At 71.2% G+C, this 15,808-nt stretch carries 13 protein-coding genes; 5 read left to right on the top strand and 8 right to left on the bottom strand.

The genetic code is table 11. The annotated features are described in order from the left end of the window. Window positions 1-811 precede the first annotated feature (811 nt). The 3 genes from J2S22_RS25720 to J2S22_RS25710 all read left to right on the top strand — a co-directional run bounded on the left by J2S22_RS25720 (window position 812) and on the right by J2S22_RS25710 (window position 4,120). Window positions 812-1,795, top strand: coding sequence for a quinone oxidoreductase family protein (locus J2S22_RS25720; RefSeq protein WP_272778162.1), 984 nt, complete (start codon window positions 812-814; stop codon window positions 1,793-1,795). Window positions 1,796-1,914: 119 nt separating this feature from the next. Next, a complete protein-coding gene (locus tag J2S22_RS25715) occupies window positions 1,915-3,357 on the top strand; it encodes a TAXI family TRAP transporter solute-binding subunit (RefSeq protein WP_272778161.1) in 1,443 nt (480 codons plus the stop codon). Continuing rightward, the gene (locus J2S22_RS25710) at window positions 3,350-4,120 is read left to right on the top strand and encodes a potassium channel family protein (RefSeq protein WP_272778160.1); all 771 of its coding nucleotides are present in this window, start codon (window positions 3,350-3,352) and stop codon (window positions 4,118-4,120) included. Before J2S22_RS25715 ends, J2S22_RS25710 begins: the two co-directional genes overlap by 8 nt. Window positions 4,121-4,158: 38 nt before the next feature. Here J2S22_RS25710 and J2S22_RS25705 read toward each other — a convergent pair whose 3' ends face one another. The 6 genes from J2S22_RS25705 to J2S22_RS25680 all read right to left on the bottom strand — a co-directional run bounded on the left by J2S22_RS25705 (window position 4,159) and on the right by J2S22_RS25680 (window position 9,254). Next, window positions 4,159-4,347 carry a hypothetical protein gene (locus J2S22_RS25705; protein WP_272778159.1) on the bottom strand — a complete coding sequence of 63 codons (189 nt, stop codon included), beginning with the start codon at window positions 4,345-4,347 and terminating at the stop codon, window positions 4,159-4,161. Between the two features lie 185 nt (window positions 4,348-4,532). After that, a complete protein-coding gene (locus J2S22_RS25700) occupies window positions 4,533-5,534 on the bottom strand; it encodes a branched-chain amino acid ABC transporter permease (RefSeq protein ID WP_272778158.1) in 1,002 nt (333 codons plus the stop codon). Beyond that, window positions 5,531-6,412 carry a branched-chain amino acid ABC transporter permease gene (locus J2S22_RS25695; protein ID WP_272778157.1) on the bottom strand — a complete coding sequence of 294 codons (882 nt, stop codon included), beginning with the start codon at window positions 6,410-6,412 and terminating at the stop codon, window positions 5,531-5,533. The genes J2S22_RS25700 and J2S22_RS25695 overlap by 4 nt, the downstream gene beginning before the upstream one ends. 76 nt (window positions 6,413-6,488) lie before the next feature. Beyond that, the gene (locus J2S22_RS25690) at window positions 6,489-7,712 is read right to left on the bottom strand and encodes an ABC transporter substrate-binding protein (RefSeq protein WP_272778156.1); all 1,224 of its coding nucleotides are present in this window, start codon (window positions 7,710-7,712) and stop codon (window positions 6,489-6,491) included. Between the two features lie 89 nt (window positions 7,713-7,801). Next, window positions 7,802-8,506: an ABC transporter ATP-binding protein gene (locus tag J2S22_RS25685; RefSeq protein WP_272778155.1), complete on the bottom strand. Its 705-nt coding sequence runs from the start codon at window positions 8,504-8,506 to the stop codon at window positions 7,802-7,804. Beyond that, window positions 8,499-9,254: an ABC transporter ATP-binding protein gene (locus J2S22_RS25680; protein ID WP_272778154.1), complete on the bottom strand. Its 756-nt coding sequence runs from the start codon at window positions 9,252-9,254 to the stop codon at window positions 8,499-8,501. The genes J2S22_RS25685 and J2S22_RS25680 overlap by 8 nt, the downstream gene beginning before the upstream one ends. A gap of 546 nt (window positions 9,255-9,800) precedes the next feature. On the opposite strand from J2S22_RS25680, the gene npdG reads away from it, so the two are divergent. Then, complete coding sequence (gene npdG, locus J2S22_RS25675; RefSeq protein WP_272778153.1) at window positions 9,801-10,478, top strand: NADPH-dependent F420 reductase; 678 nt, start codon at window positions 9,801-9,803, stop codon at window positions 10,476-10,478. A gap of 183 nt (window positions 10,479-10,661) precedes the next feature. Here the strand turns inward: npdG and J2S22_RS25670 are convergent, their stop codons facing one another. Both J2S22_RS25670 and J2S22_RS25665 read right to left on the bottom strand, forming a co-directional pair. Beyond that, window positions 10,662-11,306: a DUF1007 family protein gene (locus J2S22_RS25670; RefSeq protein ID WP_272778152.1), complete on the bottom strand. Its 645-nt coding sequence runs from the start codon at window positions 11,304-11,306 to the stop codon at window positions 10,662-10,664. Window positions 11,307-11,418: 112 nt separating this feature from the next. Beyond that, the gene (locus tag J2S22_RS25665; RefSeq protein WP_272778151.1) at window positions 11,419-12,459 is read right to left on the bottom strand and encodes a helix-turn-helix domain-containing protein; all 1,041 of its coding nucleotides are present in this window, start codon (window positions 12,457-12,459) and stop codon (window positions 11,419-11,421) included. A gap of 249 nt (window positions 12,460-12,708) precedes the next feature. Between J2S22_RS25665 and J2S22_RS25660 the strand changes: the two genes are divergently transcribed. Further along, window positions 12,709-15,783 (top strand): autotransporter domain-containing protein, encoded by a 3,075-nt coding sequence (locus J2S22_RS25660; protein ID WP_272840539.1) that lies wholly within the window; start codon window positions 12,709-12,711, stop codon window positions 15,781-15,783. Window positions 15,784-15,808 lie beyond the last annotated feature (25 nt).

Here is a 15,808-nt window from a genome sequence, read left to right as displayed (position 1 = left end):
GTACTGCAAAGGACGAATCCTCCTCCCCGTCGCTCCGAAGCCACACTTTTCGGGACCCGAAAACCGATCTGCAGCGCAGCCATAAGGTCGCCTCGCGCGGCCATAAGGCGGGGCCGGGATACCGATAACCGGACACGGCGTTTTCATAAGGTTTCGCGGTCGCGAACCCGGCGGGCGTGGCCGGGCGGACGGCGCCGGCGGTGTCGATCGCAGCCCGGAGCCGGTGGGCGATTCGGGGCGCCGCGTTCGGCCGTGGCGGGATCGTGCATCGCTGGGCCGCACATCGCGGAATCGCGCATCGCGGGGTCGCGCATCGGGGGGCGCACGGCCGCGGCCGCATGGTTCGAGACGCGGCCTGCGGCCGCTCCTCACCACGAGGGGTTAGGCATCATGTGGCGGCCCGGCATTACGGCGGCGAGGCAGCGCGAGCAGCTCCGAGCGTGCGGCCGCACTGGCGCCGCGCGGCACGCGCCGTGCCGCCAAAAGAAAAAGGGGCGGTCCGTGGGACCACCCCTTTTGCGTCACACCACTCACCCCCGTGAAGCGGCGCGACGAGGGTCTTGTAGGCGCGCCGGGCGTCTCGCTCTTTGACACAGATCAGTGTCGGACGTTTTTCGCGCGCGGCCGTCGCCCGCCCTCCCTGCCGCCCGACCGCTGCGGCGCGGCGCCACGCCCGGCGATTTCACATGGCACGTCCCCTGCCCCCGGGCGTTCCGACCCGCCGAGCGGGTTGCTAACACTTCGCGTCCGACGGCACCGCCCGCAGAAATCCCCGCGGTGCCGGGGCGACCGACAGATCCGGAGGAGACGCATGAGCAGCAAGGCACGGGTGGTGAGATACGCGACGCCGGGCGGCCCCGAGGTGCTGGCGATGGAGACCATCGACCTCGCCGATCCCGGCCCGGGCGAGGTGCAGATCCGCCAGTCCGTCGTCGGCCTCAACTACCAGGACTGCTACTTCCGTTCCGGCTTCTACCCGGCGCCGCTGCCAGGCGCGGTCGGCACCGAGGCGGCCGGCACGGTCACGGCGGTCGGCTCCGGAGTCACGGACTTCAAGGTCGGCGACCGGGTGGTCTATGCCGGCGGCGCCTCCGGGTCCTACACGGACCTGCGCAACATGCCGGTCGAGCGCGTGCTGAAAATCCCGGACGGCATCTCCGAGGAGGACGCCGCTGCCCTGCTGATGAAGGGCATGACGGTCGAGTACCTGATCACCCGTTGCTACCCGATCAAGGCCGGCGAGTGGGTGCTGTTCTGGGCCGCCTCCGGCGGCGTCGGCCTGATCGCCGGCCAGTGGGGCCGCCACATCGGCGCCCGCATGATCGGGGTCGCGGCCGGCGAGGAGAAGTGCCGGCTCGCCCGGGAGAACGGCTACGAGGTGGTGATCGACCGCACCCGCGAGGACGTCCTCGCCCGGGTCAAGGAGATCACCGGCGGCGCCGGCGTGCCGGTGGTGTTCGACTCGATCGGCAAGGCGACCTTCGACACCTCGATCGGGGCGCTCGCCCCGCGCGGCTACTTCGTCTCGTTCGGCACCACCACCGGGGCGCCGCCGCCCGTCGAGGCCGGCCTCCTGCAGAAGAAGGGCTCGCTCTACTTCACCCGGCCGACGCTGGCGACCTACTGCGCGACCCGCGAGGAGATCCGGATGTCGGCCGGCAAGCTGTTCGACCTGGTGAAGGCCGGCGCCGTCAAGGCGCATGTCGGCCGGCGCTACCAGCTCGCCGACGCGGTCGCGGCCCACCGCGACCTCGAGGCCGGCAAGACCATCGGCTCGTCGCTGCTGATCCCGTGAGCTGTTGATGGCGCGACGGGCGGGAGGCCGGGCCGCGCCCGGCCCCTCGACACGCCGCGCGAACCGCACGATACCCTTCGGGCGGCGGAACGAGCCGCCGCCCCGCCCGGAGGAGCGCCATGGACCAGGGCCAGCTTCAGAAGGTCGCCGTCGGCACGGCGGTGGCCGCCGGCCTCGCCGCGGTCGCCACCGGCCGGCTGCCGCGCTGGCTGCGCGTCGCCGTGGTGCTGGCCGCGGCCGTGATCGCCTTCGCGGCCGGCCTGTGGGGCTGGCGCCTGTTCACCGCGCCGAAGACCCTGACCGTGGCGGCCGGCTCGCTCGACGGCGCCATGCCGCGCACCGTCTCGGCCGTCGCGGCCCGGCTCGCCGCCACCGGCGCGCCGGTGCGGCTCAAGGTCGTCGACAAGGGCACCGTGATCGACGCCGCCGCGGCCTTCGCGGCCGGCGAGGTCGACCTGGTGATCGGCCGCGGCGACGTCGGCGATCTCGCCGACGCCCGCGCCGTCGTGGTGGTCTCCAACGCCGTGGTGATGCTCGTCACCCCGCCGGGCAGCAAGATCGAGGAGATCACCGACCTCAAGGGCCGGGCGGTCGGGGTGATCGGCGGCAGCGTCAACCGCAGGCTCGTCGATGCGCTGCGGCGCGAGTACGACCTCGACCATCTGAAGGTGACGTTCCGCGACCTGACCCCGGCGGACGCCCAGCACGCGCTCGCGTCCCGGCAGGTCGCCGCGCTGCTCGCCGTGATACCGACCACCGAGCAGTATCTCGGCATGCTGCGCGGCCTCTTCCCGTCCGGCAAGCAGACGGTCGGGCTGGTGCCGATCGAGGCGGCCGGCGCCATCGCGGCGCTGGTGCGCGCCTACGAGAGCTACGACCTGCCGAAGGGCACGCTGCGCGGTGCGCCGCCGGTCCCCGACGACGACCTGACGACGCTGCGCGTGCCCGTCTACCTGCTCGCCCGGAAGGCGCTCGACGACGACACCGTGACGGCGCTCGCCAAGGCGATCATGGACACGAGGCGCGAGCTCGTCGCGGCCTATCCGATCCTCGCCGAGATCAGCGCGCCGTCGACCGACAAGGACGCCTTCGTGCCGATCCATCCCGGCGCCGCCGCCTATTTCGACGGCGACGTGAAGACCTTCTTCGACCGCTGGGGCGACCAGATCTTCTACGGCTCGATGCTGCTCGGCTCGCTGACCTCGCTGTTCGCGGCGGCCTGGAAGTTCATGGCGCGCGACGCCGGCCACAGCGACAACGCGCTGGCGCGGCTGCGGGCGCTGTCCGAGACCGTGGAGGCCACCGGCGACGAGGCCGCCGTGGCGGCGCTGGAGCGGCAGATCGACCGCATCCTGCATAACGCGCTCGACCGCATCGCGGCGCGCGACCCCGACGCCGCCGACCCGGCCGCCCTGATGCTGGCGACCACCCGGCTGGAGCACCTGATCGCCCGCCGGCGGGCGGCGCTCGCCGGCGCGCCGCAGCCCGCGGCGTCGGCCCCGGCGGCCGGGGCCGCCCCGGCGGAGCTGGCCGCCCCGGCCGGGGAGCCGCAGCATGCGTGATCCGGCGAGCGCGAGGCCGGCCCGCGGCTTCCGGGCGCGCCTGCGCCGTGCCCAGGAGCGCTGGAGCGACCAGCTGCTCACCGTGCTGACCATCCTGCTGGTGGTGCTGTTCTTCGTCGCCGTGCCGCTGCAGGCGAGCGGGGCCGAGCCGGCGCAGATTCTGGGCGGGCTGGTGCTGCTCGGCATCATCGCCGGCGCGCTGGTGCTGTCGGGAAGCCCGTGGGTGTTCGCGGCGCTGTCGGTCGGCCTGCTGATGAACGCGTCCGCCGTGGTGATGCGGCTCAGCACCCCGTCGAAGACCGACATCGTGCTGGCGGCCGGCGGCTGGCTCATCCTGGCGCTGGTGCTGGGATCCGTCGTCGCGCGGCTGGTGTTCGGCCCGGGCCGCGTGACCACCCACCGGGTGATCGGCGCCGTGCTGCTGTATCTCCTGGTCGCGGCGGCCTTCGTGGCCGTCTTCGCGGTGGTCGGGATGGCGATCCCGAACGCCTTCGCCGGGCTCGAGGTGGTCGACAGCCCGGGGCTGGCCGCCAACCTGATCTATTTCAGCTTCGTCACCCTGACCTCGACCGGCTACGGCGACATCGCCCCCGTGCACCCGATTGCGCGGGCGCTGTGCAACATCGAGACGATCATCGGCCAGCTCTATCCGGCGACCCTGCTGGCCCGGCTGGTGACGCTGGAGCTGGAGCACCGGCGCGAGCGCGTCGCCGGCCGCGACGCCTCGCGCGGCGAGCACCCGGGACGGGTCCGGAAGGAGTGACGGCCCGGGAACGGTGACGGCCGGGGGCCGCCGCCGCCCTACTCGCTCGCCAGCATCCGGCGGCCGTGCTCGGTGAGCCGGTCGTGGCGGTCGATCAGCCCGTGATCGCGCAGCCCGTCGACCACCCAGGCATGCAGCGAGGATGCGTGCCCGTGGGCGACGCGCGCGAGGTAGTGGCACATGTCGGAGGTCGGCATGAATGCGACGAGATCGCTGCGCTGAAGCACGGGGTCGCTCCTGCTACGGGTTGCATCTGTAGAATGATACGTACCCGCGCACGCGGCGCAACAGTTTTGTGTCGCACTGTACTTAATTTCTGTAATTTTCTTTCTTGCAGTGCAGCAAAGTGGGGCGGCAGGGGCCGAACGCCCCCCGGCCGTATCCCCGCCGGGCCGGGGATGGCCCGGGCGCCCTACCCGCCGGCCGGGGCCTCGCGGCCGACCGCCTCGCCCGCGGCCGCGCGCCGGCGGGCGATCGCGACGATCTCGCCGACGATGCCGCGGCGGAACAGCAGCACGGTGAGCACGAAGATGCAGCCCTGCGCCACCAGCACCCACTCGCCGAAGCCCGTGAAGGTGTTCTGCATGACGACGATGACGGCGGCGCCGACGATCGGCCCGAACACCGTGCCCATGCCGCCGACCAGCGTCATCAGCACCACCTCGCCGGACATCTGCCAGGTGACGTCGGTGAGCGAGGCGAGCTGGAAGACCAGCGCCTTGGTGGCGCCGGCGAGGCCGGCGAGGGTCGCCGACAGCACGAAGGCGATCAGCTTGAAGCGGTCGACCGCGTAACCGAGCGAGACGGCGCGCGCCTCGTTCTCGCGGATCGCCTTGAGGACCTGACCGAAGGGCGAGTGGATGGTGCGCCAGATGATCAGGAAGCCGGCCGCGAAGATCGCCAGCACGACGTAGTAGAGCGACAGGTCGCCCGAGATGTCGACCAGGCCGAACAGCGGCCGGCGCGGGATCGCCTGGATGCCGTCCTCGCCGCCCGTGAACGGCGCCTGCAGGCAGAAGAAGAACACCATCTGGGCGAGCGCCAGCGTCACCATGGCGAAGTAGATGCCCTGCCGGCGGATCGCGATCACCCCGGCGACGAGGCCGAGCGCGGCCGCGACGGCAGTGCCGGCGAGAATCCCGAGCTCGGTCGAGAAGCCCCAGGTCTTCACCGTGTAGCCCGACACGTAGGCGGCGAAGCCGAAGAACATCGCATGGCCGAAGGACAGGAGGCCGCCGTAGCCGATCAGCAGGTTGAAGGCGCAGGCGAACAGCGCGAAGCACAGCACCTTCATCAGCAGCACGGGGTAGACGGCGAGCGGCGCGACCAGCAGCGCGGCGACCAGCACGGCGAAGACGATCAGGTCGACGTTGCGGCCGGCGCCGCCCGAGGCTCTGCGGCTGGTGCTGGTCATCGCGGCGTTCCGAACAGGCCCTGCGGGCGCACCATGAGGACGATCGCCATGATGACGAAGATGACGGTGGCGGAGGCCTCGGGCCAGAACACCTTGGTCAGCCCCTCGACGACCCCGAGCCCGAACCCGGTGACGATCGAGCCGGCGATCGAGCCCATGCCGCCGATGACGACGACGGCGAACACCACGATGATCAGGTTCGACCCCATGGTCGGGTTGACGGTGTAGATCGGCGCGGCGAGCACGCCGGCGAGCGCCGCGAGGCCGACGCCGACCCCGTAGGTCAGCGTGATCATGCGGGGCACGTTGACGCCGAAGGCCTGGACGAGGTCGGGCCTCTCGGTCGCGGCGCGCAGATAGGCGCCGAGCTTGGTGCGCTCGATGGTGAACCAGGTGACCAGGCACACGGCGAGCGAGAAGGCGACAACCCAGCCGCGATACCAGGGCAGGAACATGAAGCCGAGATTCTGCCCGCCCGGGATCGGGTTGGTGTAGGGCAACCCGGACGAGCCGTACTGCTGGCGGAACAGGCCCTCGACGATCAGGGCGAGCCCGAAGGTGAGCAGGAGCCCGTAGAGATGGTCGAGGTGGTAGAGGCGCGAGATCAGCAGCCGCTCGATGACGATGCCGGTCGCCCCGACGATCAGGGGCGACAGCACCAGCGCGCCCCAGTACGGGATGCCGGCGTATTGCAGCAGCATCCAGGCCACGAAGGCCCCCATCATGTACTGGGCGCCGTGGGTGAAGTTGATGACGTTCATCAGGCCGAAGATGACGGCGAGTCCGAGCGACAGGAGCGCGTAGAACGCGCCGTTGATCAGCCCCAGGAGGAGCTGGCCCAACAGGGCCTGCGGCGGCACGCCGAGCAGCTCGAACATCTTCGCATCACCTCGTCTCGACGTTTCTCACCTCTCCCCGCGCGCGGGGAGAGGTGCGGCAGCGCTGCGCCTCGCCTCACTTCACCAGGGCGCAGCCGCCCTCCGCGAGCGGCCGGAACGCCTCGGCGGCCGGAATGGTGGCGACGACCTTGTGGTAGTCCCACGGGCCCTTGCTCTCCTCCGGCTTCTTCACCTCGACCAGCATCAGGTCGTGGATCTTGCGCCCGTCGGCCCGGATCGTGCCCTTGCCGAACAGCTTGTCGTCGGTCGGCATCTCCTTCATCTTGGCGACCACCTTGGCACCGTCGGCGTCGGAGCCGAGCGCGTGCACGGCCTTGAGATAGTGCATCACGGCCGAGTAGACGCCGGCCTGCACCATGGTCGGATAGTTGCCCTTGTTGGCCGCCGCGAACTCCTTGGCGAAGGCGCGGTTGGCGTCGCTCGTGTCCCAGTACCAGGCCTCGGTGAAGGTCAGGCCCTGCGCGGTCTTCAGGCCCAGCGCGTGCACGTCGGTGATGAAGACCAGCAGGCCGGCGAGCTTCTGGCCGCCCTGGACGATGCCGAACTCGGAGGCCTGCTTGATCGAGTTGATGGTGTCGGCGCCGGCATTGGCGAGCCCGATCACCTGCGCCTTCGACGCCTGCGCCTGCAGCAGGAAGGACGAGAAGTCCTGGGCCGGGAACGGATGGCGCACCTTGCCGACCACCTTGCCGCCCATCTTCTCGACCACCGCCGCGGTGTCGCGCTCCAGCGCGTGGCCGAAGGCGTAGTCGGCGGTCAGGAAGTACCAGGACTTGCCGCCCTGCTTGACGATCGCCGAGCCGGTGCCGTGCGCCAGCGCCCAGGTGTCGTAGGTCCAGTGGACCAGGTTCGGCGAGCAGGCGCTGCCGGTGAGGTCCGAGGCGCCGGCGCCGGAGTTGAGGAAGACCTTGTTCTTCTCACGGGTGATCTGGTTGACGGCGAACGCGACCGAGGAGGTCGGCGTGTCGACGATCATGTCGACCTGCTCGACGTCGTACCAGCGGCGCGCCACGCCGGCGCCGATGTCCGGCTTGTTCTGGTGATCGCCGAACACCACCTCGATCTTCTCGCACTTCTGCGCCTTGCAGAAGTCCTCGACCGCCTTCCTGGCGGCGAAGACCGAGCCCTGCCCCGACAGGTCCGCATAGGTGCCGGACTGGTCGTTGAGGACCCCGATCTTGATGACGCCGTCGCTCATCTGCGCGCTCGCGTGCCCGGTCGTGCCGACGCACAGCGCCGCGGCGGCGAGGCCTCCGAGCAGCATGGACTTGGTCTTCATCTCATTTCCTCCGGATTTTTATGTGCAGCGTGTTCACAAGCGGCGTGGTCGGCTCTCGGCGGGATGCGACCCGGATCCGACGGTCCGAGTCAGACGCCCAGATAGGTCTTGAGCTTCTCCCGGTTCTGCTCGAGCGAGGCGTTGGGGATCATGTCGATCACCTGGCCGTGCTCGACGACGTAATGACGGTCCGCGACCGTGGCGGCGAAATGGAAGTTCTGCTCGACCAGCACGATGGTGAAGCCGGTCTCGCGCAGCATCCGGATGGTGGCGCCGATCTGCTGGACGATGACGGGCGCCAGCCCCTCGGTCGGCTCGTCGAGCAGCAGGAGGTCGGCGCCGGTGCGGAGAATCCGGGCGATCGCCAGCATCTGCTGCTCGCCGCCCGACAGCTTCGTGCCCTGGCTCGTCGAGCGTTCGCGGAGATTGGGGAACAGCTTGTAGATGGCCTCGAGGTCGAGGCCGCCCGGCTTCACCCGCGGCGGCAGCAGCAGGTTCTCCTTCACCGAGAGGCTGGCGAAGATGCCGCGCTCCTCCGGACAGATGGCGATGCCGGCCTTGGCGATGGCGTTGGACTTGAGATGGATCAGCTCGCGGCCGTCGTACTTCACCGAGCCCGAGCGCTTCGGCAGCATGCCCATCACGGCCCGCATGGTGGTGGTCTTGCCGGCGCCGTTGCGGCCGAGCAGCGTCACCACCTCGCCGCGGCCGACCTCGAAGGTCATGCCGTGCAGGATGTGGCTCTCGCCGTACCAGCCCTCGAGGTCGCGGACCTGGAGCAGCGCCTCAGCCATGGCCGGTCCCCATATAGGCCTCGACCACGGCCGGGTTCGACGACACCTCCTCGTAGGAGCCCTCGGCGAGGATCTCGCCGCGCGCCAGAACGGTGATGCGGTCCGAGAGATCGGCGACCACCGACAGGTTGTGCTCGACCATCAGAACGGTGCGGTTCGCGGCGACGCGCCGGATCAGGTCGGAGATGCGCCTGATGTCCTCGCGGCCCATGCCGGCCATCGGCTCGTCGAGCAGCAGCATCTCGGGATCGAGCGCCAGCGTGGTGGCGATCTCCAGCGCCCGCTTGCGGCCATAGGGCAGCTCGACGGCCTGCAGATGCGCGTAGGATTCGACGCCGACCTGCTCAAGGAGGTCCATGGCGCGGTCGTCCAGGACCGCGACCGAGGTCTCCGGCTTCCAGAAGTGATAGGACGTGCCGAGCGTCCGCTGCAGCGCCACCCGCACGTTCTCCAGCACGGTGAGGTGCGGGAACACGGCGGAGATCTGGAACGAGCGCACCAGCCCGAGGCGGGCGACGTCGTGCGGCTTCATCGCCGTGATGTCGCGGCCGTTGTAGAGAATGCGGCCGGTCGTCGGCTGCAGGAACTTGGTGATCAGGTTGAAGCAGGTGGTCTTGCCGGCCCCGTTCGGCCCGATCAGGGCATGGATGGTGCCGCGGGCGACCCGCAGGCGGACATTGTTGACCGCCCGGAAGCCCTTGAACTCCTTCGTCAGACCCTCGGTCTCGATGACGTGGTCGGATGCCATGGAGGGCGGTCCGCTTCCCTCGGTGCGCAATCAACGGGCTCGCGGCGCGAGGGGCGCGGCCGCCGCCGGCGCGGTCGCGCACGGTTTCGGCCGCGCGAAAACTCCGCGCGAAGCATGCAATTCGAGTGTCCGGCGAAACGTCACGCCGCGTCTCCTCCCTGGGCGGGGCGGTCCGGGTCGGCCGCCCTCGTGTTCTCGTTGGAAGTTTCGTCTTCGCAGTCTTCTTGTGGTGCGCCGGCCGGCCCCGAAACGGGTCGCCTCGCCCTCGCAACGCGGCGTAGTCTAGCAGAGGCCGCCGCCTTGGCGAGGCGTATTTTGGTCGTAGGTCCCGCCCTGCGCGAGAACGATCCGGGACATCCGGCCGCAGCCCCGTCGCGCCGCCTTCGGGCTTGCATCGCGGCGCCGGCTGGTCCCAGATGGCGCATCGTCCGCCGGCACCCCCGCCCCCCGCCCGAGCCGGCTCCATCCCGCCCGACGCGATCGCGCGAGGCTTCCCGACGCGGACGCTCTGCTGTGGCTGTGGGCCGTTCGGCCCGAGGATGGATCATGACCGAAAGCCTCTCTGTCTGCGTCGTCGGCGGCACCGGAGCCGAAGGAAGCGGCCTCGCCATGCGCTGGGCCCGTGCCGGCCACCGCGTCACCATCGGGTCGCGCGACGCCGCCAAGGCGGCGGCCGCCGCGACCGAGCTCAACGGCAAGCTCGGCGCGCCGCTGCTCTCGGGGGCCGCGTCGGCCGACGGCGTGAAGGATGCCGACGTCGTCGTGCTGACGGTTCCCTATTCCGGACAGATGGCGACGGTCGAAGGGCTGAAGGACGTGCTGGCCGGCAAGATCCTGATCGACGTGACGGTGCCGCTGGTGCCGCCGAAGGTGTCGCGGGTGCAGCTGCCGGCGACCGACTCCTGCGTCGTCGCCCTGCAGGCCGCGCTCGGCGAGGGCGTCAAGGTCGTCTCGGCGTTCCAGAACGTCTCGGCCCACAAGCTGAAGGACCCGGACAAGGTCATCGACTGCGACGTGCTGGTCGCCGGCGACGACAAGGAGGCGCGCGCCGTGGCGATCCGGCTCGCCGGCGACGCCGGCCTGCGCGGCATCGACGCCGGCCCGCTCGCCAACTCTGTGGTCGCCGAGGCGCTCACCTCGGTGCTCATCTGGATCAACCGGACCTACAAGATTCCGGACGCCGGCATCCGCATCACCGGGCTGGGCGAGACCCCGGCCGGGTGACCGCCGGGTGCGCCTCGGCGCGATCGAGCCGACCTCTCTCCGCTTTCGTCCCGAGGTATCGCCAAAGGCGGTGCCGGAGCCTGCGATCCGGCCCGGCGGCGCGAACCCGGATGGCCGTCCTCACCCCGAGGGGAAAGGCGGAGCCCGGAACACCCCGGGACGCATCTCACGGACAGGTGACTGTCACGGACAGGTGACTCGGATCTTGTTGGCGAAGGTGGCGCCCCAGGTGTCGGACTTGTCGAGCGGCACGGCGTCGAGGCCGCTGAGCCGCTGCTGCTCGGCGGCCGTCGGCTCGCGCGGACGCTCCAGGGCGAGCCGGCAGCCCTGCGGCGCACCGACCAGAGTGGCCGGCCGGTCCGTGGCGAAGGCAAAATCGACGAAGATGGACGGATCGTAGATGTCGATCGCCACCGCCCTCGCGGCAACGGGGGTCTTCAGCGGCAGTGTGAAGTGCAGGGTCAGGCTCGGATCCTTGTATTCGAGCCAGTAGTCGACCGGACCCGAGAACGCCGCCGTCCGGCCGTCGGCCTTGGCGAAGGTGAAGTAGTCGTACTCCTTCAGCGACGTCATGTTCACCTCGGCGAGCGAGCGCAGCTCCTCGCGCGTGTAGAAGCCCTTTCTGGCGTGGGCGATGCCCTGGAGGGCATAGGCCGAGAACATGTCGTCGAACGTCCAGGCGTGGCGGACCCCGCTCATTCGCCCGTCGGCTGCGTAGAGGATCTCGCTTCGGAACGTCACCCAGACGTGCGGGTGCGCCACGGCCACCCCCACCGCGTGCACCAGAACGACCAGGGCCGCGCCCACGACCGCCGCCGACCGCTTCATGCGCTGCCCTCCGGTCCCGCCGCGACCCTTGTCGGAGGAGTGCGGCGGCAACGCGGCGACGGACGCCAGCCGCGGTCGCGCGGCTCGCCCGGTGGCGCCCGGGAGGCCCCGCTCACCCCAGGCCGGCGAGCCACTCCTCGTGCAGGCGGTCGCCGACGCGCGGGTCGAGCGAGGGCCGGTCGCGGCGCGCCAGCGGCGGCGCGGCACGGCGGACCTCCGACGGCGTGCGGCCGAAGCGCTGCTTGAAGGCGCGGGCGAAATGGGTCGGATCCGAGAAGCCCCAGGCATAGGCGATCTCGGCGACCTGGCGGTGCGCCTGCTTGGCCGAGACGAGATCGCCCAGGCAGCGGCGCAGCCGCTGCTCGCGGACATACTCGGCGATCCCACCGATCGGCGCGAACAGGCGATAGAGCCGCGCCCGCGAGATGCCGAGCGCGGCCGCGATCATGTCGGGCCCGAGCGTCGGCGCCGCGAGATGGGCCTTGACGAAATTCTGCACCCGCAGGAGCTCGGCCCTGCCGGCCGCCACCGGAACGTCGCCGCCGGCCGGGTCGACGCCGTTGAAGGCCAGCGCGATCAGGTCGATCAACGCCACGGCCGCGGCACTCGCCTCGGCGGTCGAAAGCTGCGGCGCCGACTGGTAGAGCGACGCCAGACAGGCGGCGAGCAGCCGGCCCGTCCCACTCAGCGGATCGACAGCGGCCCCGTTGAGCGAGTCCGGCCGCGCGAGAAGCGGCGCCAGACGTCGCCGCGGGATGATCACGGACACCAGATCGAAATCGGAGTTGACCGTGTCCATGGTGTCGGCAAGGTCGAATGCGATCAACTGCCCGCTCGGGAACGACAGCGACCGCCGCGCGAGCGCCATGTCGATGGTCCCCTCCACCAGGAGCTGGATCATGTAGTGGTCGATCGAATCCTGCGCGACGCGCAGCGGCCGACGATCGAACTTCTGGGCGTTGGCGGCGCAGCGCGACAACACCAGGTCGTCCACCAGGTAGCTCTCCGCCCAGCAGTCGTAGCGCTCCTCGTCTCCCGGGCGCAGCAGAGACACGTCCAGAAACACACCGATGCTCTCGCGCCAGGCGGCGAACCGCTCCGGCGACGGCAGATCCGCGGCATCGAACAGCGAGACAGGCAGCTTCGCGGCCACCCGCCGCGCCCTGGCATCGATACGCCCGTGCAATCGATTGAGACGGATGTCCAAGCCTCTCCCCATGACTGAATGTTTCTGAGTTGATAGCCCATAAGCAGTCGCGGCTGGGCTTTCAACCGGCGGCCGCGGAGTCGTCGAAGCCGCCGTCCCGATGAGACGCGACGAACGGCGGCCGGGTTCGACAAGTCCTGGTGGGGAAGCAGAATGCGTGGTTCGGATCGGCTCGCCGCTCGGCGGCGCCTCTTGTTGTCGGCAGTCGCGACGCTCGTCCTGGCAGAAGGCTCCGGCGCCTTCGCGCAGGGCGCGCCCGACGATCCGGGGAGCTTCGCCGCGACGCCGCAGTATCGGAACCAGTGGGGGCTCGGCCTCATCCACGCCGCCGACGCGTATGCGCGCGGCTACACGGGCGCCGGCGTGACGGTCGCGGTCGCCGACACCGGCTTCACCAGCACGGTGCCCGGCTTCGCCGAGAAGATCGACTCCCGCAGCATGAATTTCGTACTGCCGGCGGAAGGCGCGACCTACGACCCGGCGCAGACCGGCGATCTCGGGTCGCACGGCACGCATGTCGCCGGCATCGTCGCGGCGCCCTACGACCCGACCAATCCCGCCAGCATGTACGGCGTCGCCTACGACGCCGGCGTCGTCGTCCTGCGCATGCTCGGCACCGCGACCGCGGCGGTCGGCAATCCGTCGGTCGCGGCGCTCGACTATTTCACGTCGCTCGCCGGCGTGACGATCTACAATGCGAGCTACGGCCCCAACCTCGACGGCGAGACCGGCCTGCCGACATGGCCGTCCGCCGCGATCGACGCCGACGAGGCGGCGGCGGTCGGGCGGGCGCTGGCGGCCGGCAAGATCGTCGTCGCGGCGACCGGCAACGACCGCGACAGCAACCCGATCGCCGGCCGCAATCCGAGCGGCATCGCCCTCACGCCGTTCATCCAGCCGGCGCACGCGAATGCCGGCGTCTACGACGACGACGGCAACCTGTACGACTTCTCGTCGCTGCTCTCGCAGCCGGGCCGGCTCGTGGCGGTGACGGCCGTCGACATCAACAAGACCATCGCGTCCTACGCCAACATGTGCGGCGTGACGGCGAGCTGGTGCGTCGCCGCCCCGGGCGGGGACCAGCCGGCCGGCGGCGAGGGCATCCTGTCGACCGTGCCGAACAGCGGCTACGCGCAGATGAGCGGGACCTCAATGGCGACCCCGACCGTCTCGGGCGCGCTCGCCGTCCTGAGCCAGGCGTTTCCGGGCTATTCGTCGGCCGACCTGGTCAACCTGCTGTTCGCGACGACGGAGGATCTCGGCGCCGCCGGCCTCGATGCGGTCTACGGCTACGGCATGATCCGTCTCGACCGGGCGACCGACGGCCCGACCACGCTCGCCGCGGGCAGCACCGTCGACGTCGCGGCGCAGACCTCGACCTACTGGAGCCAGCCGCTCACCACCGCGGGCGGCTTCACCAAGGCCGGCGACGGGTCGCTGATCGTCGCCGGGAAGACGACGGCGACCGGCGGCGTCGTCGTCGCCGGCGGCACGCTCGCGGTCGGCGGCACGCTGACGCTCGGCACCTCCATGATGGTCGAGCAGGCCGGCACGCTGGCCGGCTTCGGCACCATCGCCGGCCCCGTCACGATCGCCGGCACGCTGGCGTCCGGCGCGGTGCCGAACTACGCCGATCTCGCCGCCAACAACGGCGGCGTGCTGCCCGAGGGAACGCCGCTCGCCGGCTCCTCGCCGGGCCTGCTGACCTTCGCCGGCAATGTCGCGCAGACCGCCACGGCGACGACCCGGCTCGACGTCGACGGCACCCTCGAAGTGCCGGGCGGCCCCGGCACCTGGGACCGGATCGTCGTCACCGGCGGCGGGTACACGTTCTCGGTCGGCGGCACGCTCGTGCCGGTGATGCGGGGCATCGCCGGCGGCAACAACGACTACACCGCGGCGCTCGGCACCCGCTTCGCCTATCTGACCGCCGAGGACGGCGCCCGCATCGCCGGCTCCTACTCGGGTCTCCTCCAGCCGACCGCCGGGCTCGGCGACAGCACGCGCTTCGACGTGCTCTACGCGCCGACCTCGCTGTCGCTGGTGGTGACGCCGGAGTCGTTCCGGACGCTCGCCGGAACCGCCAACCAGCAGGCCGTGGCGGCGGTCCTCGACAGCCGGCGGCCGGAGGCGGGCGTGCGTCCGTCGGACGCCGCGAAGGGCATCTACGACGCGCTCTATCAGCAGACCAGCACGGCCGCCTATGCCGGGCTGGTCGACCAGATGACCGGACAGGGACAGCCGGCCGCGGTGGGCGCCGTCATGGGCGCGTTCACGGCCTTCGGCAACGCCATCGCCGAGCGGCAGATGATGTGGCAGTCGGGCGGCGCCGCCGTCCAGTCGGCCTTCGCGCCGAGCGTCGCGCTGTCCTATGCGGGCCGCGAGGTGGGCGTCGAGACCCGCACGGCCGGCCATCCGCTGGCAGCCTACGCATCGGCGGACGGCGGCGAGGTCGCGGCCGCGCCGGCCGGCTGGTCCGTCTGGGGACAGGCCTTCGGCCGCACGGCCCGGGTCGGCGATGCCGGCGGGCTGCCGGGCGGCAAGAGCCGCAGCGGCGGCGGCGTCGCCGGCGCCGACCGCCTGTTCGCGCCGGACTTCCTCGCCGGCGGCGCCTTCGGCTTCACCCGCACGACCAGCGACAGCGCCGGCACCACCGGCACGTCCGACACCTATGCGGGGTCGGTCTACGCCAGCTACACGCGCGGCCCGCTGGTGCTCGACGGACGGCTGGCGGCCGGCGTCGCCACCCAGTCGACCTCGCGCAGCGTCGCCGGGACCGGGGTGTCCGGGGCGACCGACGGCATCGCCGCGCTCGCCGCCGGCGAGGCCGGCTGGCGGCTCGCCACCGACCGCTTCACGCTGATGCCGTATGTCGGCCTGACCGCCCAGACGTTCCGCCGCGACGGCTTCACCGAGACCGGAACGTTCGGCCTCGCCTATCCGCGGCAGACCTTCGACAAGCTGACCTCGACGGTCGGGCTCGCGGCCAGCACGGTGCTGTCGACCCCGGACGGCGTGCATTTCCGGCCGGAGGTGCGGCTCGGCTGGGGCCACGACTGGCGCGACGACGCCCTGACCACCCAGGCCTCGCTGCTCGACACGCCGTTCGTCGTCTCGGCCGCCGATCCCGGCCGCGACGCCCTGGTCACGCGGCTCGCCATCACCGGCTGGCGCAGCGACGCGGTGCGCATCTACGCCGCCTACGACGGCGAGCTGCGCCGCAACGCCAGCGCCCACCAGCTCACCGGCGGCCTGCGCGTCTCCTGGTGAGAGGCCACGCGATCGAGACGACGGC

It is taken from the genome of Rhodoplanes tepidamans (assembly GCF_030813915.1).
GTDB lineage: Bacteria > Pseudomonadota > Alphaproteobacteria > Rhizobiales > Xanthobacteraceae > Rhodoplanes > Rhodoplanes tepidamans.
The sequence above is the reverse complement of the archived record's forward strand: the minus strand, read 5'-3'. Positions and strand labels throughout refer to the sequence as shown.

Excerpts from the sequence above, each read along its gene's own strand:
- J2S22_RS25720 (WP_272778162.1), top strand. The coding sequence starts at position 812 with ATGAGCAGCAAGGCACGGGTGGTGAGATACGCGACGCCGGGCGGCCCC.
- J2S22_RS25715 (WP_272778161.1), top strand. The coding sequence starts at position 1,915 with ATGGACCAGGGCCAGCTTCAGAAGGTCGCCGTCGGCACGGCGGTGGCC.
- J2S22_RS25710 (WP_272778160.1), top strand. The coding sequence starts at position 3,350 with ATGCGTGATCCGGCGAGCGCGAGGCCGGCCCGCGGCTTCCGGGCGCGC.
- J2S22_RS25700 (WP_272778158.1), bottom strand. The coding sequence starts at position 5,534 with ATGACCAGCACCAGCCGCAGAGCCTCGGGCGGCGCCGGCCGCAACGTC.
- J2S22_RS25695 (WP_272778157.1), bottom strand. The coding sequence starts at position 6,412 with ATGTTCGAGCTGCTCGGCGTGCCGCCGCAGGCCCTGTTGGGCCAGCTC.
- J2S22_RS25690 (WP_272778156.1), bottom strand. The coding sequence starts at position 7,712 with ATGAAGACCAAGTCCATGCTGCTCGGAGGCCTCGCCGCCGCGGCGCTG.
- J2S22_RS25685 (WP_272778155.1), bottom strand. The coding sequence starts at position 8,506 with ATGGCTGAGGCGCTGCTCCAGGTCCGCGACCTCGAGGGCTGGTACGGC.
- J2S22_RS25680 (WP_272778154.1), bottom strand. The coding sequence starts at position 9,254 with ATGGCATCCGACCACGTCATCGAGACCGAGGGTCTGACGAAGGAGTTC.
- npdG (WP_272778153.1), top strand. The coding sequence starts at position 9,801 with ATGACCGAAAGCCTCTCTGTCTGCGTCGTCGGCGGCACCGGAGCCGAA.
- J2S22_RS25670 (WP_272778152.1), bottom strand. The coding sequence starts at position 11,306 with ATGAAGCGGTCGGCGGCGGTCGTGGGCGCGGCCCTGGTCGTTCTGGTG.